The organism is Pseudarthrobacter sp. NPDC092419 (assembly GCF_044755045.1).
Classification (GTDB): Bacteria; Actinomycetota; Actinomycetes; order Actinomycetales; family Micrococcaceae; genus Arthrobacter.
On the sequence record NZ_JBIVQF010000009.1, the window covers coordinates 19,051 to 40,929 of the forward strand.

At 67.8% G+C, this 21,879-nt stretch carries 27 protein-coding genes and 1 riboswitch; of the genes, 14 read left to right on the top strand and 13 right to left on the bottom strand.

All coding sequences use genetic code 11. The features are described from left to right. The first annotated feature begins 92 nt into the window (after positions 1-92). From ACIQC0_RS13785 to ACIQC0_RS13800, 4 genes are all read left to right on the top strand, one after another. A complete protein-coding gene (locus ACIQC0_RS13785) occupies positions 93-431 on the top strand; it encodes a hypothetical protein (protein WP_377214185.1) in 339 nt (112 codons plus the stop codon). Positions 432-478: 47 nt separating this feature from the next. Then, on the top strand, positions 479-2,080 hold the full coding sequence (gene purF / locus ACIQC0_RS13790; protein WP_400535643.1) for an amidophosphoribosyltransferase: 1,602 nt from the start codon (positions 479-481) through the stop codon (positions 2,078-2,080). Beyond that, positions 2,077-3,234: a phosphoribosylformylglycinamidine cyclo-ligase gene (purM, locus tag ACIQC0_RS13795; protein ID WP_377214183.1), complete on the top strand. Its 1,158-nt coding sequence runs from the start codon at positions 2,077-2,079 to the stop codon at positions 3,232-3,234. The genes purF and purM overlap by 4 nt, the downstream gene beginning before the upstream one ends. 315 nt (positions 3,235-3,549) lie before the next feature. Continuing rightward, positions 3,550-3,855, top strand: a complete 306-nt coding sequence (locus ACIQC0_RS13800; protein WP_377214182.1) for a hypothetical protein — start codon at positions 3,550-3,552, stop codon at positions 3,853-3,855. Positions 3,856-3,946: 91 nt separating this feature from the next. On the opposite strand, the gene ACIQC0_RS13805 is transcribed toward ACIQC0_RS13800, so the two are convergent. The 4 genes from ACIQC0_RS13805 to ACIQC0_RS13820 form a co-directional block, all read right to left on the bottom strand. After that, complete coding sequence (locus tag ACIQC0_RS13805) at positions 3,947-4,717, bottom strand: VOC family protein (RefSeq protein ID WP_400535647.1); 771 nt, start codon at positions 4,715-4,717, stop codon at positions 3,947-3,949. A 58-nt stretch (positions 4,718-4,775) separates the two neighbouring features. Next, on the bottom strand, positions 4,776-5,756 hold the full coding sequence (locus ACIQC0_RS13810) for a TIGR03086 family metal-binding protein (RefSeq protein WP_377214180.1): 981 nt from the start codon (positions 5,754-5,756) through the stop codon (positions 4,776-4,778). 18 nt (positions 5,757-5,774) lie between these two features. Next, positions 5,775-6,077, bottom strand: coding sequence for an ArsR/SmtB family transcription factor (locus ACIQC0_RS13815; RefSeq protein WP_400535651.1), 303 nt, complete (start codon positions 6,075-6,077; stop codon positions 5,775-5,777). A 175-nt stretch (positions 6,078-6,252) separates the two neighbouring features. Continuing rightward, positions 6,253-6,486, bottom strand: a complete 234-nt coding sequence (locus tag ACIQC0_RS13820) for a DUF3073 domain-containing protein (RefSeq protein ID WP_377214178.1) — start codon at positions 6,484-6,486, stop codon at positions 6,253-6,255. Positions 6,487-6,695: 209 nt separating this feature from the next. On the opposite strand from ACIQC0_RS13820, the gene ACIQC0_RS13825 reads away from it, so the two are divergent. Continuing rightward, positions 6,696-7,343: a septum formation family protein gene (locus tag ACIQC0_RS13825; RefSeq protein WP_400535654.1), complete on the top strand. Its 648-nt coding sequence runs from the start codon at positions 6,696-6,698 to the stop codon at positions 7,341-7,343. Between the two features lie 10 nt (positions 7,344-7,353). On the opposite strand, the gene clpB is transcribed toward ACIQC0_RS13825, so the two are convergent. The 7 genes from clpB to ACIQC0_RS13860 all read right to left on the bottom strand — a co-directional run bounded on the left by clpB (position 7,354) and on the right by ACIQC0_RS13860 (position 14,375). Further along, entirely contained in the window at positions 7,354-10,005 is a 2,652-nt protein-coding gene (gene clpB / locus ACIQC0_RS13830; protein ID WP_400535657.1) for an ATP-dependent chaperone ClpB, read from the bottom strand. 203 nt (positions 10,006-10,208) lie between these two features. Then, positions 10,209-10,670, bottom strand: coding sequence for a hypothetical protein (locus ACIQC0_RS13835; protein ID WP_400535660.1), 462 nt, complete (start codon positions 10,668-10,670; stop codon positions 10,209-10,211). 52 nt (positions 10,671-10,722) lie between these two features. Beyond that, positions 10,723-11,178 carry a hypothetical protein gene (locus ACIQC0_RS13840; RefSeq protein WP_400535662.1) on the bottom strand — a complete coding sequence of 152 codons (456 nt, stop codon included), beginning with the start codon at positions 11,176-11,178 and terminating at the stop codon, positions 10,723-10,725. A gap of 62 nt (positions 11,179-11,240) precedes the next feature. Beyond that, entirely contained in the window at positions 11,241-12,323 is a 1,083-nt protein-coding gene (locus ACIQC0_RS13845; protein ID WP_400535665.1) for a sulfate/molybdate ABC transporter ATP-binding protein, read from the bottom strand. Next, on the bottom strand, positions 12,320-13,162 hold the full coding sequence (locus ACIQC0_RS13850) for an ABC transporter permease (RefSeq protein ID WP_400535667.1): 843 nt from the start codon (positions 13,160-13,162) through the stop codon (positions 12,320-12,322). Before ACIQC0_RS13850 ends, ACIQC0_RS13845 begins: the two co-directional genes overlap by 4 nt. Then, positions 13,159-13,965 carry a molybdate ABC transporter substrate-binding protein gene (gene modA, locus ACIQC0_RS13855; RefSeq protein ID WP_377214903.1) on the bottom strand — a complete coding sequence of 269 codons (807 nt, stop codon included), beginning with the start codon at positions 13,963-13,965 and terminating at the stop codon, positions 13,159-13,161. The genes ACIQC0_RS13850 and modA overlap by 4 nt, the downstream gene beginning before the upstream one ends. Next, positions 13,965-14,375, bottom strand: a complete 411-nt coding sequence (locus ACIQC0_RS13860; protein WP_377214171.1) for a molybdopterin-binding protein — start codon at positions 14,373-14,375, stop codon at positions 13,965-13,967. The genes modA and ACIQC0_RS13860 overlap by 1 nt, the downstream gene beginning before the upstream one ends. Before the next feature lie 166 nt (positions 14,376-14,541). Here ACIQC0_RS13860 and ACIQC0_RS13865 point away from each other — a divergent pair, with 166 nt between their 5' ends. After that, on the top strand, positions 14,542-15,411 hold the full coding sequence (locus ACIQC0_RS13865; RefSeq protein WP_400535670.1) for a DUF4031 domain-containing protein: 870 nt from the start codon (positions 14,542-14,544) through the stop codon (positions 15,409-15,411). Then, positions 15,408-16,217, top strand: a complete 810-nt coding sequence (locus ACIQC0_RS13870) for a 2-phosphosulfolactate phosphatase (RefSeq protein WP_400535672.1) — start codon at positions 15,408-15,410, stop codon at positions 16,215-16,217. The genes ACIQC0_RS13865 and ACIQC0_RS13870 overlap by 4 nt, the downstream gene beginning before the upstream one ends. Positions 16,218-16,265: 48 nt before the next feature. Here the strand turns inward: ACIQC0_RS13870 and ACIQC0_RS13875 are convergent, their stop codons facing one another. Beyond that, positions 16,266-16,667 carry a YccF domain-containing protein gene (locus ACIQC0_RS13875; RefSeq protein WP_377214168.1) on the bottom strand — a complete coding sequence of 134 codons (402 nt, stop codon included), beginning with the start codon at positions 16,665-16,667 and terminating at the stop codon, positions 16,266-16,268. Positions 16,668-16,677: 10 nt separating this feature from the next. Then, the gene (locus ACIQC0_RS13880; RefSeq protein WP_400535675.1) at positions 16,678-17,289 is read right to left on the bottom strand and encodes a phosphoribosylanthranilate isomerase; all 612 of its coding nucleotides are present in this window, start codon (positions 17,287-17,289) and stop codon (positions 16,678-16,680) included. A gap of 92 nt (positions 17,290-17,381) precedes the next feature. Between ACIQC0_RS13880 and ACIQC0_RS13885 the strand changes: the two genes are divergently transcribed. The 7 genes from ACIQC0_RS13885 (at position 17,382) to ACIQC0_RS13915 (ending at position 21,848) form a co-directional block, all read left to right on the top strand. Next, positions 17,382-17,984 carry a HutD family protein gene (locus tag ACIQC0_RS13885; RefSeq protein ID WP_400535678.1) on the top strand — a complete coding sequence of 201 codons (603 nt, stop codon included), beginning with the start codon at positions 17,382-17,384 and terminating at the stop codon, positions 17,982-17,984. A gap of 81 nt (positions 17,985-18,065) precedes the next feature. Next, positions 18,066-18,596 carry a ferritin gene (locus ACIQC0_RS13890; protein WP_377214165.1) on the top strand — a complete coding sequence of 177 codons (531 nt, stop codon included), beginning with the start codon at positions 18,066-18,068 and terminating at the stop codon, positions 18,594-18,596. A gap of 88 nt (positions 18,597-18,684) precedes the next feature. Continuing rightward, positions 18,685-18,749: riboswitch (guanidine-III (ykkC-III) riboswitch) on the top strand. 9 nt (positions 18,750-18,758) lie between these two features. Further along, positions 18,759-19,082 carry a DMT family transporter gene (locus ACIQC0_RS13895; protein ID WP_400535681.1) on the top strand — a complete coding sequence of 108 codons (324 nt, stop codon included), beginning with the start codon at positions 18,759-18,761 and terminating at the stop codon, positions 19,080-19,082. Further along, positions 19,082-19,423: a DMT family transporter gene (locus tag ACIQC0_RS13900; protein ID WP_400535684.1), complete on the top strand. Its 342-nt coding sequence runs from the start codon at positions 19,082-19,084 to the stop codon at positions 19,421-19,423. Before ACIQC0_RS13895 ends, ACIQC0_RS13900 begins: the two co-directional genes overlap by 1 nt. 125 nt (positions 19,424-19,548) lie before the next feature. Further along, positions 19,549-20,175: a nucleoside/nucleotide kinase family protein gene (locus ACIQC0_RS13905; protein WP_400535687.1), complete on the top strand. Its 627-nt coding sequence runs from the start codon at positions 19,549-19,551 to the stop codon at positions 20,173-20,175. A gap of 19 nt (positions 20,176-20,194) precedes the next feature. Continuing rightward, positions 20,195-21,187: an aldo/keto reductase gene (locus tag ACIQC0_RS13910; protein WP_400535690.1), complete on the top strand. Its 993-nt coding sequence runs from the start codon at positions 20,195-20,197 to the stop codon at positions 21,185-21,187. A 10-nt stretch (positions 21,188-21,197) separates the two neighbouring features. Further along, positions 21,198-21,848, top strand: coding sequence for an MBL fold metallo-hydrolase (locus ACIQC0_RS13915; RefSeq protein WP_400535693.1), 651 nt, complete (start codon positions 21,198-21,200; stop codon positions 21,846-21,848). Positions 21,849-21,879 lie beyond the last annotated feature (31 nt).

Sequence of the window (21,879 nt, forward strand, 5' to 3'; positions counted from 1 at the left end):
ACACGGCCGTGTCAAGAGATATATCAGCGCGCGGACGTCCCCGGACTGTTCCCGGCGCGCGCCTCCGCTCCGCGAAATGTAGGCTGGATGGCATGCCTGCCGAACCCTCCCCTGCCGAGCGCCGCGAAGTCACGGTCCGCCGCGCCCCCAAGTACGTTCCGTTCCTGGTGCTGGGCGCAGTGGTGGGCATCCTCGCTGCAGCGGTGGTGGCTTACGCCCTCCCGGGCAGCGACAGTTTCGACCCCGGAGCTGTGTTCGGATTCTTCCTGGTCATGTTCGCCGGCGGCGGTGCCATCCTCGGCGCCATCCTCGCCCTGCTCTTGGACCGGCGCAGCGTCCGGAAACAGCAGCGTGCCGTCGTCGAGGCCGTTCCGGAGGAAGAGCAGGACGACACCCCCGGCGACGAGCCGGAAAACGGACAGCGGTCATAATCGCAGCCGGGGAAAAGTCATACCGCATATCGTGAGATAATCGACCAGTGGCACGCGGCGATGGCAAACTTTCCCATGATCTTCTTCCCGGCGAAAAGGGACCCCAGGACGCCTGTGGCGTCTTCGGTGTCTGGGCACCCGGCGAAGAGGTAGCAAAACTTACCTACTACGGGCTGTATGCACTGCAGCACCGTGGCCAGGAGTCGGCTGGCATAGCCACCAGCGATGGCAAGCGAATCAACGTCTACAAGGACATGGGCCTGGTGTCCCAGGTCTTCGACGAGACCACGCTCAACACCCTGACCGGGCACCTGGCCGTGGGCCACTGCCGTTACTCCACCACCGGCGCGAGCCACTGGGCCAACGCCCAGCCCACGCTCGGCGCCACCAGCACCGGCACGGTTGCCCTGGCGCACAACGGCAACCTGACCAACACCGCCGAGCTGAACGCCATGATCCTGGAGCGCAACGGCGGCAACCTCACCGGCGAGATGAAGCAAGGCAACACCTCTGACACCGCCCTGGTCACGGCACTGCTGGAGGGTGAAGAAGGCAAGACCCTCGAGCAGACCGCCATCGAGCTCCTTCCCAAGATCCGCGGCGGCTTCTGCTTCGTCTTCATGGACGAGGGCACCCTCTATGCCGCCCGCGACACCTTCGGCATCCGTCCGCTGGTCCTCGGGCGGCTGGCGCGCGGCTGGGTGGTCGCCTCCGAGCAATCTGCCCTGGCCACCGTGGGCGCGAGCTTCATCCGCGAAATCGAGCCGGGCGAATTCATCGCCATCGACGAACAGGGCGTACGGTCCCAGCGTTTTGCGGAGCCGACGCCGGCCGGTTGCGTTTTCGAATACGTTTACCTTGCGCGTCCGGATGCCTCCATCGCGGGCCGTTCCGTGTACGAGTCCCGCGTGGAGATGGGCCGCCAGCTGGCCCGCGAAAACACCCAGGAAGCGGACATCGTCATCCCCGTGCCGGAGTCGGGCACCCCGGCCGCCGTGGGCTACGCCGAGGAATCCGGCATCCCCTTCGCCCACGGCTTCGTCAAGAACTCCTACGTGGGCCGTACTTTCATCCAGCCCTCCCAGACGCTACGCCAGCTGGGTATCCGGCTGAAGCTCAACGCCCTGGAGTCCGTCATCCGTGGCAAGCGCGTGGTGGTGGTGGATGACTCGATCGTCCGCGGCAACACGCAGCGCGCCATCGTGCGGATGCTCCGCGAAGCCGGCGCAGCTGCCGTCCATGTGAAAATCTCCTCCCCTCCGGTGCAGTGGCCCTGCTTCTACGGCATCGATTTCGCCTCCCGCGCCGAACTGATCGCCAACGGCGCCACCATCGAGGAAATCTCGCAGGCCATCGGTGCCGACTCCCTGGCCTACATCTCCGAAGACGGGATGATCGGCGCCACCCAGCAGCCCCGCGAACGCCTCTGCACTGCCTGCTTCACCGGCAAGTACCCCATCGAACTGCCCGGATCGGAAAAACTGGGGAAGAACCTGCTGGAGCGCACCGACCTTGGCGGGCTCACGCCGTCGGCCGTTCCCGGCTCGGAAGACCCGGCTGAGAAGCCGGGTGCAACGGGCTGCGATCCGGGACCCGACGCCGAGTTTGAAAATCTGCTGACCGACGCTGACAAGAAAGAGTCCGTATGACTTCCGCTGCCCCTGCCCCTGGCACCACCCCCAACTCTGCCGGCATCACCTACGCTTCCGCCGGCGTGGACGTTGAAGCCGGGGACCGCGCCGTCGAACTCATGAAGGGCGCCATCAAGGCGACCCACAACGCGTCGGTGCTGGGCGGGGTGGGCGGTTTCGCCGGCCTGTATGACGTTTCCAGGCTGCTGACCTACAAGAAGCCGCTGCTGGCCACCTCCACCGACGGCGTTGGCACCAAGGTGGCCATCGCGCAGGCCATGGACATCCACGACACCATCGGCTTCGACCTGGTGGGCATGGTGGTGGACGACATCGTGGTGGTGGGCGCCGAACCGCTGTTCATGACTGACTACATCGCCTGCGGCAAGGTGGTTCCGGAGCGCATCGCGGACATCGTCCGTGGCATCGCGGCCGCTTGCTCCGTCGCCGGAACCGCGCTGGTGGGTGGCGAAACCGCCGAGCACCCCGGCCTGCTGGGCGAGCACGAGTACGACGTTGCCGGCGCAGCCACCGGCGTCATCGAGGCCGACAACCTGCTGGGCCCGGAACGTGTCCGCGCCGGCGACGTGGTGATTGGCATGGCCTCCTCCGGCCTGCACTCCAACGGCTATTCCCTGGTACGCCGCGTCATCAACCACGCCGGCTGGGCACTGGACCGCCAGGTTTCCGAGCTGGGCCGCACCCTGGGCGAGGAGCTCCTGGAGCCCACCCGCGTGTACGCCGCCGACTGCCTGGACCTCGCCCGCGCGTTCCCGCTCAGCGGCCCCTCGGCCGTCCACAGCTTCAGCCACGTCACGGGCGGCGGCCTTGCAGCCAACCTGGCCCGCGTCCTCCCGCAGGGCCTGGTGGCCACGGTTGACCGCGCCACCTGGGAACTGCCTGCCATCTTCAAGCTGGTGTCCGAGCTGGGCAACGTCCCGCTGGCAGACCTCGAACGCACCCTGAACCTGGGCGTGGGCATGGTGGCCATCGTGTCCCCCGAGGCCGCGGACGCAGCAGTGGCCCGCCTCAACGAACGCGGGCTGCCGTCCTGGGTCATGGGCACCGTCACGGATGATTCGGACGCCATCATCAAGACCGGCCCCGACTATGTCCAGGGCGCCAAGGGTGTGGACGGCGGCGCGGTCCGCATGGTCAACGCCTACGCCTAAAACTCATCCCGCCCTTGACTGCTAAGTATGCTTACCTTTAGGCTTGTACGTGGAAGTGCACCACAGATGTCCGTCTGAGGTTACATACGGAGCTTGAGAATCAAGCCCGCGCCAACACAGCGCTAGGTCGCTGGCCCAGCCGGACCGCCTTCCCCGCTGACCGTATCGATATCGGTCCGCGGAGGCACAAGAAGCATCCACAAGACGCCCGGAAATTCGCGTCGCGCAGTATCTGCGCGGCTCACCCACCCATCGAGGTACGCCACGGCGGCCGGATGTGTGGCGCACCGGGCCGGACTCAAGGGAGCGAAAATAATGTCAGTTTTGAAGAAAGCCACCGCTGCAGCAGCCGGAACCCTCTTCCTGGTGGGCGCTGCCGCCGGGCCCTCACACGCCGCGGACAACACCACCCTCAACGACGGCCTGGTCAATGTCACTGTCGGTGATGTGACGGTGAAGGACGCTGTTGACGTCAACGTCGCGGCATCAGTCGCCGCCTCACTGTGCGACGTCGCAGATATCGGATCAGTAGCCGTCCTTGGCGAGGCCGTGGACTCGTCCGGCAACGAGGTGACGGTCTGCGAGACGGAAACCGGCCCTGTGAAGATCGTCAACAACTAGCACGTTCCACGGAAAGGCTCCCGCCTTGGCGGGAGCCTTTCCCTGTGTCCAGCCCTTCCCTGTATACCGCAGAGTGTGGACACGGCGGGCTTTAGACCTCCAGAAGGCTGAGGATTCCGCCCTGCGGGTCGCGGATAGTGGCCAGGGCGCCGCCGCCGGCACCGCCCTCGGGTTGCACCAGCACCTCGCCGCCGGCTGCCACCGCAGCCCGGAGGGCGTCGTCGATGCTGGCGACGCCGAAGTACACGTCCCAGCCCGCCTGCGCGCCCTCGTCGGCAGGAACGACGCCGGCCACTTCCGCTCCGTTGACCATCAGCGTGCTGTAGGTGCCGCCGTCGTCCTGGGGATATTCGGTGACCTCGTGGCCGAAAAGCTCCTGGAAAAATCCGACGGCGGCAGCCGGCTCGGGCGTCGACAGCTCCGCCCATGCCAGCGCGCCCGGAACGTTGAACAGCTGGCTTCCCGTGTGCGTTCCGGGCTGCCAGACGCCCGTGGTGCCCCCGCCGGGAGGTGCCACAAAGGCGAGGACTCCGGTGTCGGCGACGGCTTCCGGTCCGAACTCGGCCGTCCCGCCGGCGAATTCCGCATCCCGTACCAGCGCCGCCGCGTCCGTGGCAGCGAAGTAGACGTTCCACTTCGCGTGCGTCCCCGACGCTTCCTGCAGCGTGCTTTGCGGAGCAATCACGGCCACCAGCTTCCCGCCAACGAAGGCCTGCGCGTAGCTGCGGCCGTCCGGCGTGGGCAGGTCTTCGTACGTCCAGCCGAACAGCGCCGCGTAGAACTCCTTCGCCGAGGTGACGTCGCGGGTCTGCAGGTCCGCCCAGCAGGGCTCACCGTGGGCGTAGGTCTTCGGGAGAGTCATGCGGTCAGGCTACAGGGTTTCCGCAATGCCGGGTGATGGCGGGTCGCGTGGCACCAGGTCAGGCGGAGACGGTGCGTCCCGTGAACGCCACCAGCCGGTCAAGGCTCGACGCCGATTCGCCCACCGGGGCCGGTGCAGCGAAGCTTCCGCCGGCGCGGACCTGCTCGCTGATGGTCTGCTGCGCCAGCACTTCGACGTAGTCGGTCAGTTCGTCGGCTACGGCGAGGTCGCGGCCAAGCGCCCGGGAGAAGTCCCAGGCGTGGACCAGGAACTCGAGGTTCAGGATGGATGCCACCATGGTGGCGGGCAGCTGGGCGAAGCCCATGTCCACGGTGCCTTCGAGGCCGCGGCGGGCAAAGGCCTCCAGGGTGGGCTGCGCGAGGTCTGCGATGCGCTCCTCAGGCGACTTCCCGGCGTCGTCCGCTACCGTGGCGCCCAGCGCCTTGCCGATGTTGCCCACCGAGGCGGCCAGGTGGTCGAGCAACTGGGCCACGTTGAAGTCGCTGCAGGGCGTGGCCTGGTCCAGATCCGCGGCCGTGATGCCGCGGAGGACACGCTGCAGGATGGCCAGAGTGGCGTCGGCGGCGGTCAGTTCAGTGAGGTCCTGCGGCGCTGCCGCCCACTCATCGGCGCCCGCATCGCCGGTGGATGCTTCGGCCAGCAGCCGGTCGAGGTAGTGGTTCCAGCCCTCGGCGTGTGCCGCAGCTGCCTCAGCCGAGGGCAGACCCTCGTGGACCAAGCGGACGTTCGTGCCGCCGTCGGCCGGTTCGAAGGTGACGGACACAGTGGAAACGTTGTCCGCCGGAGCACCCGGCTGCTCCCAGCCCCAGGTGAAAACGACGCGTTTGCCGGGGTCGACCTCAGTGAAGGTGCCGGAGGCGTGATGGCCGGGCGTTATGGTCCAACGGTATTCGCCGCCGACCTTGAGGTCGACGCGGGCAGCAACGGTCTGCCAGCGGCGCAACCGTGCGGGTTCGGTGACCAGGGCGAACGCGTCGTCGAGGCCGAGGGGAAGGAGGACAGTCTTGTCGAAAATCATGATGGATCCTTTGTGGGGTCAGGTGCGGCGGTAGGTGGTGGCGTCGGCGACGAGCTGGTCCAGTTCGCTGGTCCAGAACTGTTCGAAGAGCCGGCGAAGCCTGGCCATGCCGTCCGGATTGACGGCATAGAACCGGTTGCGGCCTTCCTTGCGGGCAGTCACCAGGCCGGCCTGTTCCAACAGGAGCAGGTGCTGCGAGATGGCCGACCGGCTAACAGTGAACGAGCCGGCAAGGTCCGTCACCGTCCGCTCCCCGCCGGCCAGGAGCTGCAGCAGTCGCCGCCGGTTGGGCTCAGCGGCTACTTCCAGGGGGTCGAGCATGGCTAATACGTTAGTGACCACTAACGCATTAAGTCAAGGTCCGGGTCAGGGCGGGCTTTAGAGACTGTTTTCAGGGCACAGCACAACGAACGGATACAGCATGCTGTATCCGTTCGTTGTAGTTCTATGTGCTGGGCGGCGCCACAAGGCGCCCAGACGGGGTAGCCCGCGAAGGCTAGCCGATGCGACGGGTGTCTACCTCGTCGTCGTCTTCTTCCAAATCATCCGCGTACTTGTCCACATAAGCCGAATAGTCCGGCTCAACCGGATCATTGGCGAAACGGCTCGTGGCACGACTTCCCGGGCCCGTCAGCTCACGCTGAAGTGCCGAATAGTCAGTGTTCGGGGAATAGTACTTAATGTCCCGAGCCTGCTTGGTAGCTTTTGCCTTTTGACGGCCGCGCCCCATGGCGTGACCCCCTTTTGTACTTGGACCGGAGGTGGTCACCTAGGCGATAGGTGAGGCCCCGGAATGTTTGGTCAATTTGTCGTACACCTAGATTACATGCTTTCGGCGGGCACTGCTTGCCGGTGAAGGCCCTCGGGCGGTGGTCTGCGTTACCATTTCCGGACGCGCACGCGGGATTCCCGCATTTTTCTTCGGTAGAGTCGCTTAACATGCCGAAGGAGGATTCACCCTTGGACCACCAGGACGTCCCGCCCACGCCCGAGACGCCGTCGCCCCCGCATACTCCAGCGGACGGGCCCTTGCCCGAGAAGCCTGCGCCCCACAGGCCGGGCAGCGCCCAGCAGACGTTCTGGAAGGTGTTCTTCGTGGTCGTCCTCGCGGCCGTCATTGGCTCGCTGGTGTGGTTGGCCATCTGGCTGAACTCCAACGCGGACAGCAGCTCCGCCAAGGATATCCCCGGCGTACTGGAGACCGTTGCCACTGCGCCGGCCACGCCGCTGCCCCTCCCCCGGACCAACGTGAACCCCGGCGATTACGCTCTGGGCGACTGCTTCAAGGACTTCGATCCCGAGGCGCTGAAATCCACCGTGGTGGCCTGCAACACCAGCCACTCCGCACAGCTCGTGGCTGTTTTCCGCTATCCGGAGAAGGAGTCATACCCGGGCGCGGAGGTGCTCAAGGCCAAGGCGCTCGAGGCCTGCCAGGCCACCAAGCTCGGACCCGCCGCGGACAAGTACACCCTCAATTACGAACGCAGTTACCCAAGCACCACCAGCTGGGAGTCAGGGGACCGCCGGGTGGACTGCTACGTCACAGCACCCGGCGGCAACGTCATCAAGGCGAGCGTTCTCCCCTAATTTCCGCGCGTTAGCCCTTGCGCCGGACCGACAGGCCGCGCGCCGCGGACTCCCCTGACCCGGCACCCGCCGCAGCGTCCGCAGCCGCGAGCGCGCCGACGTCGGGCGCTGTATCCACCAACACTGTGTCCCCGTCCGCGATCTCGCCGGCGAGGATGGCCTTGGCCAGCCGGTCGCCGATCTCGCGCTGCACCAGGCGGCGGAGCGGCCGGGCACCGTAGGCGGGATCGAAGCCGGTGAGCGCCAGCCAGGCCCGCGCTCCGTCCGTGACTTCCAGCGTCAGGCGGCGTTCGTGGAGGCGTCGGCCCAGCTCGGCCACGTGCAGCTCCACGATGTGCGCCAGCTCTTCGACCGTGAGGGTATCGAACAGCACCACTTCGTCCAGCCGGTTCAGGAATTCCGGCTTGAAGGAGGCGTTGACGGTGGCCATGACGGCGTTCCGCTTGGCCTCCGGATCCAGCGACGGATCCACCAGGAACTGGCTGCCGAGGTTGGAGGTCAGCACCAGGATCACGTTGCGGAAATCAACGGTGCGGCCCTGGCCGTCGGTGAGCCGGCCGTCGTCGAGCACCTGGAGGAGGATGTCGAAGACCTCCGGGTGGGCCTTCTCCACTTCGTCGAGCAGCACCACGGAGTACGGACGACGGCGGACGGCCTCGGTCAGCTGGCCGCCCTCCTCGTACCCGATGTACCCGGGAGGCGCTCCGACCAGGCGGGCGACGGAGTGCTTCTCGCCGTACTCGGACATGTCGATGCGCACCATGGCGCGTTCGTCGTCGAACAGGAAGTCCGCCAGTGCCTTGGCCAGCTCGGTCTTGCCCACGCCGGTGGGGCCGAGGAACAGGAACGAACCGGTGGGCCGGTTGGGGTCGCTGATCCCAGCACGGGCGCGCCGGACCGCATCCGAGACCGCGGCGACCGCCTTGGTCTGGCCGATGAGCCGCTTGCCCAGCTCCTCCTCCATGTGGAGCAGCTTCTGGCTTTCGCCCTGCAGCATGCGGCCGGCGGGAATCCCGGTCCAGGCGGAGATTACCTCGGCGATGTCATCGGCGGTGACTTCCTCGGCCACCATCTGCCCGGACTTGTCCGAGACGGCGGCCTCGGCTTCGGCGGCCGCGTTGAGCTCGCGTTCCAGTGCGGGAATTTCGCCGTAGAGGACGCGCGACGCCGTTTCCAGGTCGCCTTCGCGCTGTGCCCTGTCCGCGGCGGACCGCAGCTCATCCAGCTTCGCCTTCAGGTCGCCGACCCGGTTGAGCCCGGCCTTTTCGGCCTCCCAGCGGGCCTTCAGTCCGTTGAGCTCCTCTTCCTTATCAGCCTTGTCCGCACGGAGGGTGGCCAGCCGTTCCACGGACGCCTCATCCTTCTCGTCCTGCAGGGCCAGCTCCTCCATGGTGAGCCTGTCCACCAGGCGCTGGAGCTGGTCGATCTCCTCCGGTGCCGAGTCGATCTCCATGCGCAGCCGGGATGCGGCCTCATCCACCAGGTCGATGGCCTTGTCCGGCAGCTGCCGGCCCGAGATGTAGCGGTTGGACAGCGTGGCGGCGGCCACCAGGGCGGAGTCCGCGATGGACACCTTGTGGTGCGCCTCGTAGCGTTCCTTCAGGCCGCGGAGGATGCCGATGGTGTCCTCGACGCTCGGTTCACCCACGTACACCTGCTGGAAACGGCGTTCGAGTGCCGCATCCTTCTCGATGTTTTCGCGGTACTCATCCAGGGTGGTCGCGCCGATCAGCCGGAGCTCACCGCGGGCCAGCATTGGCTTGAGCATGTTGCCGGCGTCCATGGATGAGTCACCGGTGGCACCGGCCCCCACTACCGTGTGGATTTCGTCGATGAAGGTGACGATCTGGCCCTCGGAACCCTTGATTTCCTCGAGGACCGCCTTCAGCCGCTCCTCGAATTCGCCGCGGTATTTTGCCCCGGCCACCATCGAGCCAAGGTCCAGTGAGACCAGGGTCTTGCCGCGCAGGCTTTCGGGGACGTCGCCGGCGACCATCCGCTGCGCCAGCCCTTCGACGACGGCCGTCTTGCCAACGCCGGGTTCGCCGATCAGCACCGGGTTGTTCTTGGTGCGGCGGCTGAGTACCTGGACGACGCGCCGGATCTCGGAATCGCGGCCGATCACCGGGTCCAGCTTGCCCGCCCGCGCCATGGCCGTCAGGTCCGTGCCGTACTTTTCGAGGGCCTGGAAGGTGTTTTCCGGGTCAGGGCTGTCCACCTTGCGGTCGCCGCGGACACCCGGCAGGGCGGCGAGCAGCGCCTCATGGGAGGCGCCGGCGTCGCGCATTAAGCGCCCGACGGCGTCGCTTCCGGAGGAGAGGCCCAGCAGCAGCACTTCGGTTGAGACGAAGGTGTCGCCGAGGCGGTCGGCCTCCTCCTTGGCGTTTTGGATGGCCTGCAGGGCAGGCCGCGAGAGCTGCGCTTGCTGCGTGGAGCCGCCGGAGGTGGCGGGCAGGGCCTTAATGGCACTGCTGGCCTGGACGCTGACGGCATCCGGATCCGCTCCGGTGGCGCGAAGGAGCGCGACGGCCACGCCCTCGCGCTGGTCCATCAGCGCCTTGAGCAGGTGAGCCGGTTCAACCTGGGGGTTTCCGGCGGTGGAGGCATTCATGGCCGCGGCCGAAAGAGCCTCCTGGCTCTTGGTGGTGAATTTGACGTCCAAAGAGAGCTCCTTTCGGGGGCAGTTTTCCTAAGTTGAGTGTACTACGCTCAACTTTGCGGAGCACCGTTCCCTTGCCATGTTTGCCCATGGCGAAACTGCTGTCCAGAGCCGTAGGTCCTGCGGGGTTTTGTGTGCTTTGTTGGCCCGCGCCGGGAGGAGGTTTTGATGCCATGCTTTCGGCGTTGAGGGCAGGAAGCAGCGCGTCATGCCCGGCCGATTGGGTGCCCGGCGCGTAGGGTGCCCGGGCCATTGAGCGGCGATAACGTGTAGATCGTCATGCCCAGCAGTAACAGCCCCAGGAATCTCAGCACCCGCATTACCGGGAGCGGGCTTTCCGGCGTCCACCGGCTCAGGAGCAAGCCCCAGGCCGGCAGCCCTAACAGCCAGCCGCCGCACCACCAGCCGACGTTCGTCAGCGCCAGTGGCACGAGGAGGGCACCGGGAAGCAGGAACGCCATGGCCTGCCGGGGGGACGGGAGCTTTCGGGTTGGGCCAAAGATGCAGGTCCCGATCAGTAGGTAGGTCGCCACATACCAGGGCAGCATTCGGATCACCGGATCGGCCAGGTTGAACACCATCAGCGTCAGAGCGGGGACCATGACGCACACCGCGGCGAAGGTCCACGGACCCCGATCAGATTTAGGCGTGGCATCCCCCAATGTCATGAAGGCACTCTAGCGGTTCAAGGAAACGGAGCCCGTCTTCACGATGTTTCCCCTATGAGCCCACGCTGGTGTATTCCCCGTTCAGTTCCTTGGCCAGTCGTTCAGTGTTCCACGTGAAGGGTTGCCCGCTTGTCGTGCCACTGAAGTCGACGACCATCCAATTCTTGCCATATACGAGATGAATCTTGCCCTGGTTGGAGTCAGACAAGAGTTGGTAGCTTTCCTTCAGGGCGCTTTGGTCGGGGTAAAAGTCCAACTGGACATCTTGAAAGCACAGTTTCTGTGCTGACGTGAGTGGAACACCATCGCCCATAGGAACAATCGGTTCGCCAGCAGGATCCGGTTCACAGCTAAGGATGCCATCAACCGCAGCGTAGGCCTCGTCGATCGAGCTGAACGTGCGTAAGTTCTCGCCTTGCGATTCGGCCTGCGGCGCACACGCCGTGAGCGGGACCGCAACCAGAAACGTCGCTACGGCAACCTTTAGCAAACGTCCACGTTTCGCCATTACTCCCCCAAGCAGAACTGTCGTGTTGCCCTAGCCTACTGCTGCCCCAGAAACAAAGGAGGCTACGCCGCGTAGATCGCCACCGCGGATGCCTTGACCACGAAATACACCCGCATCCCCGGCGCCAGGCCCAGGTCCGCGGATGCCGCCGTCGTGATGTCCGCCGCCAGGCCCCCGCCGCGCACCCGGATGCCGTCGCCGTGCGGCTCCAGGTCCGTGATGGTCACCGGGAAGGAATTGCGCGGGCTGCCGTGCGCGTCCGTCAGATACACGGAAACGGCCGACGGCGGGAACACGGCCACGCCGGGCCGGTCCGGCTGCAGTTCGGGGTGCTTGAGCTCAGCGCGCTTCCGGTCCTGGTGCGCCAGTCCCTCCCCCGGACCGTGAACAGTGAGTTCGCCGGCGAGTACCCCGTCCCCGCGCAGGGTTCCCGGCACGAAGTTCAGCCCCGCCAGTCCGGCTGCGAACGCGCTGCGCGGCCGTTCCAGCACCTCGCGGGTGGGTCCTTCCTCCACGATGCGGCCACCCTCCAGGACCACCACCCGGTCCGCGAGCATCAGGGCGTCGAGTGCGTCGTGCGTGATGATGATGGCCGGCCGGTCCGCGAGGACGCGCTTGAGCAAACGGCGCAGCAACGGTGCCGACTGGACATCCAGCGCGGCCATGGGCTCGTCCAGGAGGAGCAGGGCGGGGTCGGCCGCGAGCGCCCGGGCGATGGCCACCCGCTGCGCCTGGCCGCCGGACAGTTCAGCCGGCCGGCGCTCCACAAGGTCGGCCGCCTCCACCTCGGCCAGCCACCGCATTGCCTGCTCCCGGGCAGCGCTCCGCGCCAAACCAGCACTCCGGGGCCCGAACGCCACATTGTCCACCGCACTGAGGTGCGGGAACAGCAAGGGCTCCTGCGCCAGCAGCGCCGTCCCGCGCTGATGCGGCGGCAGCCAGGTTCCATCAGCCGTATGGAACAGCGACCGGCCGTTGAGCTCGGCCTCCCCATGCTCCGGCCGCAGCAGCCCGGCGATCACATCCAGCAGCGTCGACTTCCCCGCACCATTTGGCCCCATCACCGCCACAGTTTCCGCGGCCCCCACGCGAAGTGCCACGTCCAGGCCCCGCCCGGCCACGGCCGCCTCGACCCGGAACGTCACTGGACGCTCCCGCTCGGGGCGGGCTCCGGCGTCGTACGCCCCCCGATGCGAGGGCCGGCACCCGGGCGCCGGTAAGCGAGCGCCACCACGGCGACGGCTACAGCGACCAGCACCAGGGAAAGCGCGACGGCGGCATCCGGGTCGGTCTCCCGCTGCAGGTAGATTTCCAGCGGCAGAGTCCGGGTCACCCCCTGCAGGCTGCCGGCGAACGTGAGGGTGGCGCCAAACTCGCCGAGGCTGCGCGCAAACGCGAGAACCGCGCCGGACGCGAGCCCCGGCAGGACCAGCGGAAGTGTGACCCGGCGAAAGACGACGCCGGGGGCGGCGCCGAGGGTCGCGGCCACGGCCTCGTACCGCTGGCCGCCGGTGCGCAGCGCCCCCTCAAGACTCACCACCAGGAACGGCAGCGCCACGAAGGTCTGCGCCAGGACCACTGCGGCCGTGGAGAACGCGACCTGCAGGCCCAGCACCTCGAGCGCGCCGCCCAGGAGCCCCTGGCGGCCGAACGTATAAAGCAGGGCGATACCGCCAACCACCGGCGGCAGCACCAGCGGCAACAGCACCAGCGACCGCAGCAGCCCCTGCAGCGGGAACCTCCCCCGGGCCAGGACCAGGGCCAGCGGCACGCCGAGCACGATGCAGAGCACTGTGCTGGCCGCGGACGTTCGCAGGCTCAGACCCAGGGCGTCCAGCGCGGACGGCGACGTGACCAGCGGAACGAAGTTGGCCCAGTCCACCCGGGCCACCATCGCAGCCAGCGGCAGGACCACTACCAGGGCAGCCAGGACCGCCACGCCGGGAATCCAGCGCGGCATGCCGGGGTAGGCCTGGCGGGTCATGAGCCGCCCGCTTCCCCGCCGGCCCGGAAACCCGCCTCCTCCAGGACACGCTGGCCTTCCGGGCCAGCGACCAGCTCAACGAAAGCCGCCGCAGCAGCCATGTCCGCCGCTCCGGCGAGCGTCACGATGGGGTACGCGGCGGGTGCGTCCGCGGCTTCCGGGAAGGGCACGCTGTCCACTTTCCCGTCGGCGGCGCGGACATCTGTCTGATACACCAGCCCGGCGTCAGCCTCCCCGGAGATCACCTTGCCCAGCACGTCCGTCACCGAATTTTCCTCGCTGACGGGCTGCAGGTCCGTGCCGGTCCGCCGGGCCACTGCAGCCGCCGCCGCCCCGCACGGCACCTGCGGTGCACAGGCAACGAGCCGCGTCCCGGGCCGGGCCAGGTCCGCGAAGGTGCGGATGCCAGCCGGGTTTCCCGGCGGAACCGCCAGCGCCAGGGTGTTCGCCGCGAAAACCCGGGCGCCGCCGTCGGCCATTCCTGCCTGAGTGACCCGCTCCATGGTGGCCGTATCCGCGGAGGCGAACACGTCCGCGGGCGCACCCTGGGTGATCTGGGTGGCGAGGTCCGAGGAGCCGGCGAAGCTCAGCCGGACGCGGGTACCGGGGTGCTGCTCCTCGTACTTTGCCGCGAGCTCGGTGAAGCTGGCTTTCAATGAGGCAGCGGCAAACACCGTCAAGGTTTCGCCGGTGTTTGAGGAGGCCGCCGGGGCGCAGCCCGCCAGCCCCAGGAGAAGCACGGCGGCGGCCAGCACCCGCCCGGCGCCGGTCGCCTTGGAAGCGCGGCGCCGATGGCCGCGCATCACGCCGCCCCCTTGCCCTGCGGCGTTTCGATGATCACGGTGGTGGCCTTCACGACGGCCGTCGCCACCGACCCCGGCTCGAGGCCCAAGTCGCGGACGGCCTCGCTGCTCATCAGGGACACCACCCGGAACGGCCCGCACTGGAGCTCGACCTGGGCCATGACCTTGTCCGCGGTAATGGCGGTAACCAGGCCCACGAATCTGTTCCGCGCGGAACTCCCGGTCCGGCGCGGATCCTCCGGCAGCTGCGCCAGGCGTTGAGCGTGCTGCGCCAGCTCCAGGCCCTCCACCGCGAGGCGCCCGGAATCGTCCTTACGGGGCGTGAGGGACCCGTTCTCGGTCCAGCGGCGGACGGTGTCGTCACTGACGCCCAGAAAACGGGCAGCTTCGGAGACGCGGATAAGTGCCATTCGGCCATTCTAGACCGCAAATGCGGTTGTACGTTCCCGCCCCGTTGCCTCCCCACGAGGTAATCCGGGGTTGGTTACAACCCCGGGTTCGCGCGGAACCGGACCGCCCGCGCATGCGCCAATTGGGCGGGAGCGTACGCGCGGGCGCCAGCACTAGACTTCCACCATGGCCATCTACCTGGACCCGCCGCTCTGGCCTGCACACGGAACGCACTTCTCACACATGGTCTCGGACACGTCCCTCGAGGAGCTGCATGCGTTCGCGGCGGCCGCCGGCATCCCGGACCGCGCGTTCGACGGCGACCACTACGACGTCCCCGAGCGCCGCCTGCCGGAGCTGGTGGCCGCGGGCGCCGTTCAAGTGGAGGGCCGGGTGTTGGTCCGGAAACTCATCGCCAGCGGCCTCCGCATCCCCGCCCGGCGGCGCAACAAGTCCCTCAAGGTTCCGCTGCTGAACCGCTGGAACACCATCATGCCGGGCCACGATGCCCTGTTCCTTGACCTCCTGGACCGCTGGAGCGAGGAGCACCGCCACTACCACGGCTGCACCCACCTGCTCTCGGTACTGGAGTCCCTGGACCTGCTCACCGATCCGGCCGATCCGCCGCGGACTGTGCTCCTGGCCGCTTGGTTCCATGACGCCGTCTACCGCGGCATCGCAGGCCAGGATGAGGAAGAGTCGGCGCGGCTGGCCGAAGAACGGCTCACCGCTGAGGGTCTTCCGGAGGACGAGGTGGCGGAGGTGGCGCGCCTGGTGCGGCTGACCTCGGACCACCGCCCTGACCCTGGGGACGACGACGGCGCCCTCCTCTGCGACGCCGACCTCTCCGTCCTGGGTGGCGAACCCGACGAATACGCCCGCTACGTCGCCGCCGTCCGGAAAGATTACGCGCACATCGGCGACGCGAACTTCGCTTCCGGGCGCGCCACCGTCGTCCGCCGCCTGCTGGACCTCGACCCGCTCTTCCACACCGCGAGGGCCCGCGACCTGTGGCGGGCCGCGGCCCGGCGCAACCTCAACGGAGAACTCGCATGAACGCCCCGGATCCCAAGGTGACCCACGTGTATTCGGCCAACGCCGCGCACCGTCAGCTTCCGTACGCGGTCCGCTTCGAATGGGCGGCCGACGGCGGTGCGACCATAGCGCCCGGGGCGGACCTCGTGGTGGTGGCCGACGTCCTCTCGTTCGGCACATGCGTCAGCGTCGCCCTGGACCGCGGCGCGGAGGTGTTTCCCTTCCCTTGGAAGGACACCCAGGCGGAGTCGTTCGCGGCCAGCCACCATGCGGTCCTCGCAGGCCCGCGGGGCGGCGGCGGGCTAAGCCTGTCCCCCGCCTCCCTCCGCAGCGCGCCCGCGCTGGAACGGATGGTGCTGCCGTCGCCGAACGGATCGGCACTGTGCCACCGGCTGGCGCAGGAGGCGCCGCTGGTAGCAGCGGTGTCCCTCCGCAACGCCGCCGCAACCGCAGACTGGGTGGCCACCAACCTCCCGGAGCACGCAGTGATCGCGGTGGTTGCCGCCGGCGAACGCTGGCCGGACGGCTCGCTTCGCCCCGCGGTGGAGGACCAGATCGGCGCAGGGGCGTTCATCGCCGGACTGCTGGCGGCCGGCCGGGGCGGCTACGAGGCTGAGGACGGCAAGCCGGCCTACTCCCCCGAAGCGTTGGCGGCCGCCGCGGTGTTCGAGGCGGCGGAACCGCGCCTGCGCGAGATGCTGCACGGCTGCTCCAGCGGCCGCGAACTGGCCGGCGCGGGGTATGCCGGAGATATCGACATCGCCGCCGAGCTCGATGACAGCGATTCCGTGGCACTCCTTCGAAACGGCAGCTTCCGGCCGCTCTAGGCGGGCCGCTCTGATCCGTCCGCCCTAGACCAGCAGCCGGCGGTGTTATCAGCGGTACGTGCTGACGAACGGTGCGTCCGTGGGAACGATCTGCTTGCCCAGCGGCATCAGGGATACCGGGATGAGCTTCAGGTTGGCGATGGCCAGCGGAATCCCGATGATGGTCATGGCCATGGCCACCGCCGTCACGACATGGCCGATGGCGATCCAGATACCGGCCACCACCAGCCAGATGACATTGCCCAGCATCGGGAAGACGCCCGTCCCGCCCGGCTTATCCACCACCATCCGGCCAAAGGGCCACAACGTGTAGGCCGCAATCCGGAAGGACGCAATGCCCCAGGGAATGGTGACGATCAGCAGGCAGCAGATGACGCCGGCGGCGAAATAACCCAGCGCAAGCCAGAAACCGCCGAAAACCAGCCAGATGATATTGAGGAGTGTCTTCATGCCACGAATCCTAGACCCTGGCCGCGGACTTCGCCGCGTGCACGAAAGCCCGGATCTTGGCCAGGTCCTTGACCCCGCGGGAGGACTCGACGCCCGACGATACATCCACGCCCCAGGCCCGTGCCGCTGCCGCGGACCGGCCCACATTGTCCGGGTGCAGGCCGCCGGCAAGCAGCCAGTTCCGGCCCTCGAGTTCGGGGATCCCCGCCATGGCGGAGTAGTCCCACTCTTCGCCCGAGCCGGGCACGGCGGCGTCGATGAGGAGGAGGTCCTCGCCCCAGTCCGCGAACTCAGCCAGCCCGGCACCCATGGTGACAGCCCGGATGACCTTCATGCCGGCATCGTGCGCGGTGGCGACGTCCTCCCGGGAACGCTGGCCGTGCAGCTGGACCCATTCGAGGCCCGCCGCGCGGGCGATGGCGATGGCGTCGGCAACCGGTTCGTCACGGAAGACGCCGATGGGCGTCACGCCTTCCGGAACGTCCGCGAGCAGGGCCTTCGCCTGGGCCGGCGAGACGACCCGTGGGCTGGCGGTCAGGACGAAGCCAACCGCGTCCGCTCCGGCGCCCACCGCCTCGCGTACCGATTCGGGCGTGCTGAGACCGCACACTTTGACGAACATTCCCGGCTCCTTCAGGTTTGTAGGTGTCCCCCCGGAGGACAGTAGCAGGGACGCGGCGCCCGTGGCAGTGCCGGGGCAACTAGGCTGGGCAAATGGAGATCATCCGGTACTCAGACCTGAAGGCCCAACCGTGGCGCAACGGCGGCGGGGTGACGCGGGAAATCGCCTGCGGAGTTGCCGGGAATTCCACCGTCGGGACTCCGGCCGCAGATTCCGCCGGCTGGGACTGGCGGGTCAGCATCGCGGAAGTGGGAAAGGCGGGCGGGTTCTCGGCCTTCCCCGGCATGGAGCGGGTCCTCACGGTGATCGACGGAGAGCTGTTCCTTCTCACCGTGGACGGCGCGGAACACCCTCTGGAGAAGTACCGGCCGTTCCGTTTCCCCGGCGACGCACCCGCCTCAGGCGCCCTGCCCACGGGTGACATCCGCGACTTGAACGTCATCACCCGGGCGGGTGTTTTCAAGGGCTACACGTCCATCATCGAGCTCTCCAAGAAGCGCGCCCACCCGGTCTTTGCCGGCCAGTTCGGGATCCTGCTGCAGGGACAGGCCACGGTAACGCATGGTGGCGAGGGCGATAGTGCCGAAGCGCTTAGCCGGTATGACGCCGTCGCCGGCTCCGACGCCGCAACGCCGGAGATCCTGGGGCGCGGATTCCTGGCCGTCGTCTCGATCGACGCAGTAGCGGACCAGTAACGGCCGATAGGCCAGCCTTCCCTCGCCAAGCAGAGCCTTTCCACACTGGCTGTTACCGGTGGGCGCTCCTAGACTCGGGCTATGACCACTTCATCGTTCAACTCGCTTCTGTCCACCCAGATCGGTAACGAATTCACGGCCTCGCAGCAGTACATCGCGGTGGCCACGTGGTTCGCAAACCAGGACCTTCCGCAGCTGGCACGGTACTTCTACCGGCAGTCCGTGGAGGAACGCAACCACGCCATGATGATGGTCCAGTACATGCTGGACCGGGACATCCCGTTCACCATTCCGGGCGTTCCCGCCGTACGGAATGACTTCGCCTCTGTGACGGAACCGCTGGCCCTTGCACTCGAACAGGAAAGGGAAGTCACGCGCAACATCGAGGACCTCTTCCGTGCGGCCCGCGGCGAAAACGACGCGCTGGGTGAGCAGTTCATGCTCTGGTTCCTCAAGGAGCAGGTGGAAGAGGTGGCGGCCATGACCACGCTGCTGAACATCGCCGAGCGCGCGGACAACCTGTTCGACATCGAGAACTTCATCGCCCGCGAAACCGTTGGCGACGGCGGCCGGGACTCCGCAGCTCCCGAGGCGGCGGGCGGCACCCTCTAGCCCTCCCCGCCCAACTGGGTGGCGGGGAGGATCCGGTGAGGTTCGCCACCAACCCGCCCACCTGCCGTCGGGCGTTGCTAGGCTGGGACCAAGGCCCATTCCCCGGCCTCCGGACGACGGTTCAGTACCCGGCACGCGACAAGACTGGCCACTGGAGCTCCCATGTCGTGGTTAGTCCTGATTCTTTCCGGCGCGCTTGAAGCCGTCTGGGCCGCTGCCCTGCACCGCGCCTCCACCCTGCAGGGCCGGCGCCGCGTTGCCCCGGCCGCGCTTTTCCTGGCGGCCGCGGCGGCCAGCACCGGCGGCCTCGCCTTCGCCATGCGGTCCATTCCCACCGGCACGGCCTACTCGGTGTGGGTGGGCGTCGGTGTGGTGCTGACCTCCGCCTACGCGATCGCCACCAAGGTGGAGCGCCCGACGACGGCCCGCCTACTCCTGCTCGCGGGCATCGCCGCCTGCGTGGCCGGGTTGAAGGTGGTGGCGTGATGCGCGCGGGTCTCCTTGCCTGGCCGGTACTGCTGGCTTCCGCGGTCCTCGAAGCCGTCTGGGCCACTGCCCTTGGCCTGTCCAACGGCTTCAGCGAACCGTGGCCCACGCTGGTCTTTGTGGTGGCTGCCGGCCTGAGCCTGTGGGGCCTGGGCTACGCTACCCGCCATATTCCGCTGGGAACCGCCTACGCCGTGTGGGTGGGCATCGGCGCGGCGCTGACCGTTGTCTGGGCGATGGGTACCGGCGCCGAGCCGTTCAGCCTGCTTAGACTGCTGTTCATTGCCGGGATTGTGGGCTGTGCGGCCGGTTTGAAGAGGCTCCCGGCCAACCCCCGCTGACTCTCCCCATCTTTGCCGCCGCATGACGGCGTGTCCCCGAGAACCGCCGTCGTACGCGGCCTGCCGGCTCCCGGAGGTGGGGAAACCCGGCGGCGGAGCCTCCCCGCCCGGTTTAGGCTTTTGCCATGGACTCCCCTGAGGTCACCGAGGCCGTCGACGCCCTGCGCGGGCGCCTGGCGGACGGCCGCCGCGTCATCCTGGGCATCGCAGGCGCCCCCGGCTCGGGCAAATCGACGTTCGCGGCCTGGCTGCAGCAGCAGTTCCCGCCGGGATCGGCCGTGGTGGTGCCCATGGACGGCTTCCACCTGGCCAACTCGGTCATTGACGGCACCCCGCTGCGCCAGCGCAAGGGTGCCATGGACACGTTCGACGCCGGCGGGTACCTCGCGCTGCTTCGGCGCCTGGTGAGCCGGGACGAGGACGTGGTGTACGCACCGGAGTTCCGGCGCACCATCGATGAACCTGTGGCCGCCGCGATCGCCGTTCCCGCCGCCGTCCCTCTGGTCATCACCGAAGGCAACTACCTGCTGGCGGAACAGGACCCGTGGAAAGACGTCCGGGCCGAGCTGGAGGAGACCTGGTTTATCGACACACCGCAGGATCTTCGAATGAGCCGGCTTATAGCCCGGCACATAGGGTTCGGCATGGAGCCGGAGTCAGCCCGCGCCTGGGCCACCGGACCGGACGAAGCCAACGCCCGCATCATCCTGGCCACCAAGGCCGGGGCAGACCGCATCATCCCTTGGCTTTAACAACGAAACAGGAGAACCCATGGCACAAACAGTCCCCCTGGGCGACGGCTTTGACGTCAGCCCGCTCGGCTTCGGCGGCATGGCACTCACCCCCGTGTACGGCGAGGTGGATCCGGCGGAAGCCCTGGAAACGCTGCACCACGCGGTGGATTCCGGTGTCAGCTTCATCGATACCGCGGACATCTACGGCGGGGGCAGCAACGAGGAACTCATTTCCCGGCTGCTGAAGGAGCGGCGCCATGAGGTCCAGCTGGCCACAAAGTTCGGGCTGGTGGGCACGCCCTCAGACGGTTACACCGACATCCGGGGCGACGCCGCGTATGTCCGGCAGGCCGTGGACCGCAGCCTGCAGCGGCTGGGCACAGACGTGATCGACCTCTACTACATGCACCGCCGCGACCTCCGCGTTCCGATTGTGGAAACCGTGGAGGCCATGGCGGAGCTGGTGCAGCAGGGGAAGGTCCTGCACCTGGGCCTGTCCGAGGTAACGGCCCAGGAGCTGGAGGAAGCCTGCTCCGTGCACCCCATTGCAGCCGTGCAGAGCGAATGGTCCATCTGGAGCCGCGACGTGGAACGCAACGTTGTTCCTGCCGCGGCCGCCCTGGGAGTGGGGTTCGTGCCGTATTCGCCGCTGGGCCGGGGATTCCTCACCGGCACAGTTGACGCCTCCGCCCTGGGTTCCAACGACTTCCGCCGCAAGATCCCGCGGTTCGCCCCGGACGCCGCCGACGCCAACCAGGCCGTGGTCGATACCGTCCAGGCCGTTGCGGAGCAGCTGGGAGCCACCCCGGCGCAGGTCGCCCTGGCCTGGCTGCTCGCGCAGGGCAAGCGGCTGGAGTTGCCCGTGGTCCCCATCCCCGGCACGCGCAAGTCCGCCCGGATCGACGAGAACCTGGGCGCGCTAGCCCTGGAGCTGACCCCCGCGCAACTGGAGGCCTTGGACGCAGCCTCGGACGCCGTCGTCGGCTCCCGGTCCGCGGACCCCAACTGGGTGTCGCAGGGGCGGGAATAGGGTGGGCACCATGGATACCCTGATCTACGACCTGCCCGCCCTGACCATCCGCAGCATTTCCGTCAGCGAGATGGACAACAACGTGTACCTGCTGACCGCGAAGTCCTCCGGCGAACAGGTGCTGATCGATGCCGCGGATGACCTTCCGGCCATCCGGCAGCTGCTCGCGGACGCTGCCCGAGACACCGCTGCGGAGCCGAAGCTCGCGCTGATCGCCACCACCCACCAGCACTGGGACCACGTCCGGGCGCTGCCGGACCTGGTTGCCGCCACGGGTGCGCCCACCGCTGCGGGAGCGGACGACGCCGACGCGCTGTCCGTTCCGGTGGACCGGCACCTGGAGCACGGGGACCGGGTGGCCGTGACCGGATTCGAGTTGGAGGCCGTCCACCTGCGCGGCCACACGCCGGGCTCCACCGCGTTCGTGTACCGCGATCCGGACGGGCCGCCGCACATCTTCTCCGGCGATTCGCTGTTCCCCGGTGGTGTGGGAAACACGCAAAAGGATCCCGAGCGGTTTAACTCACTGCTGGATGACGTCACGGACCGGCTGTTCGGCACGTACCCGGATGCCGCCGTCGTGCATCCCGGCCATGGCAAGCCGACAACGCTCGGTGCCGAACGCCCGCACCTTGAAGAGTGGCGCGCCCGGGGCTGGTGAAGCCCTGCGTTTCCGCTACAGATTCGGACAG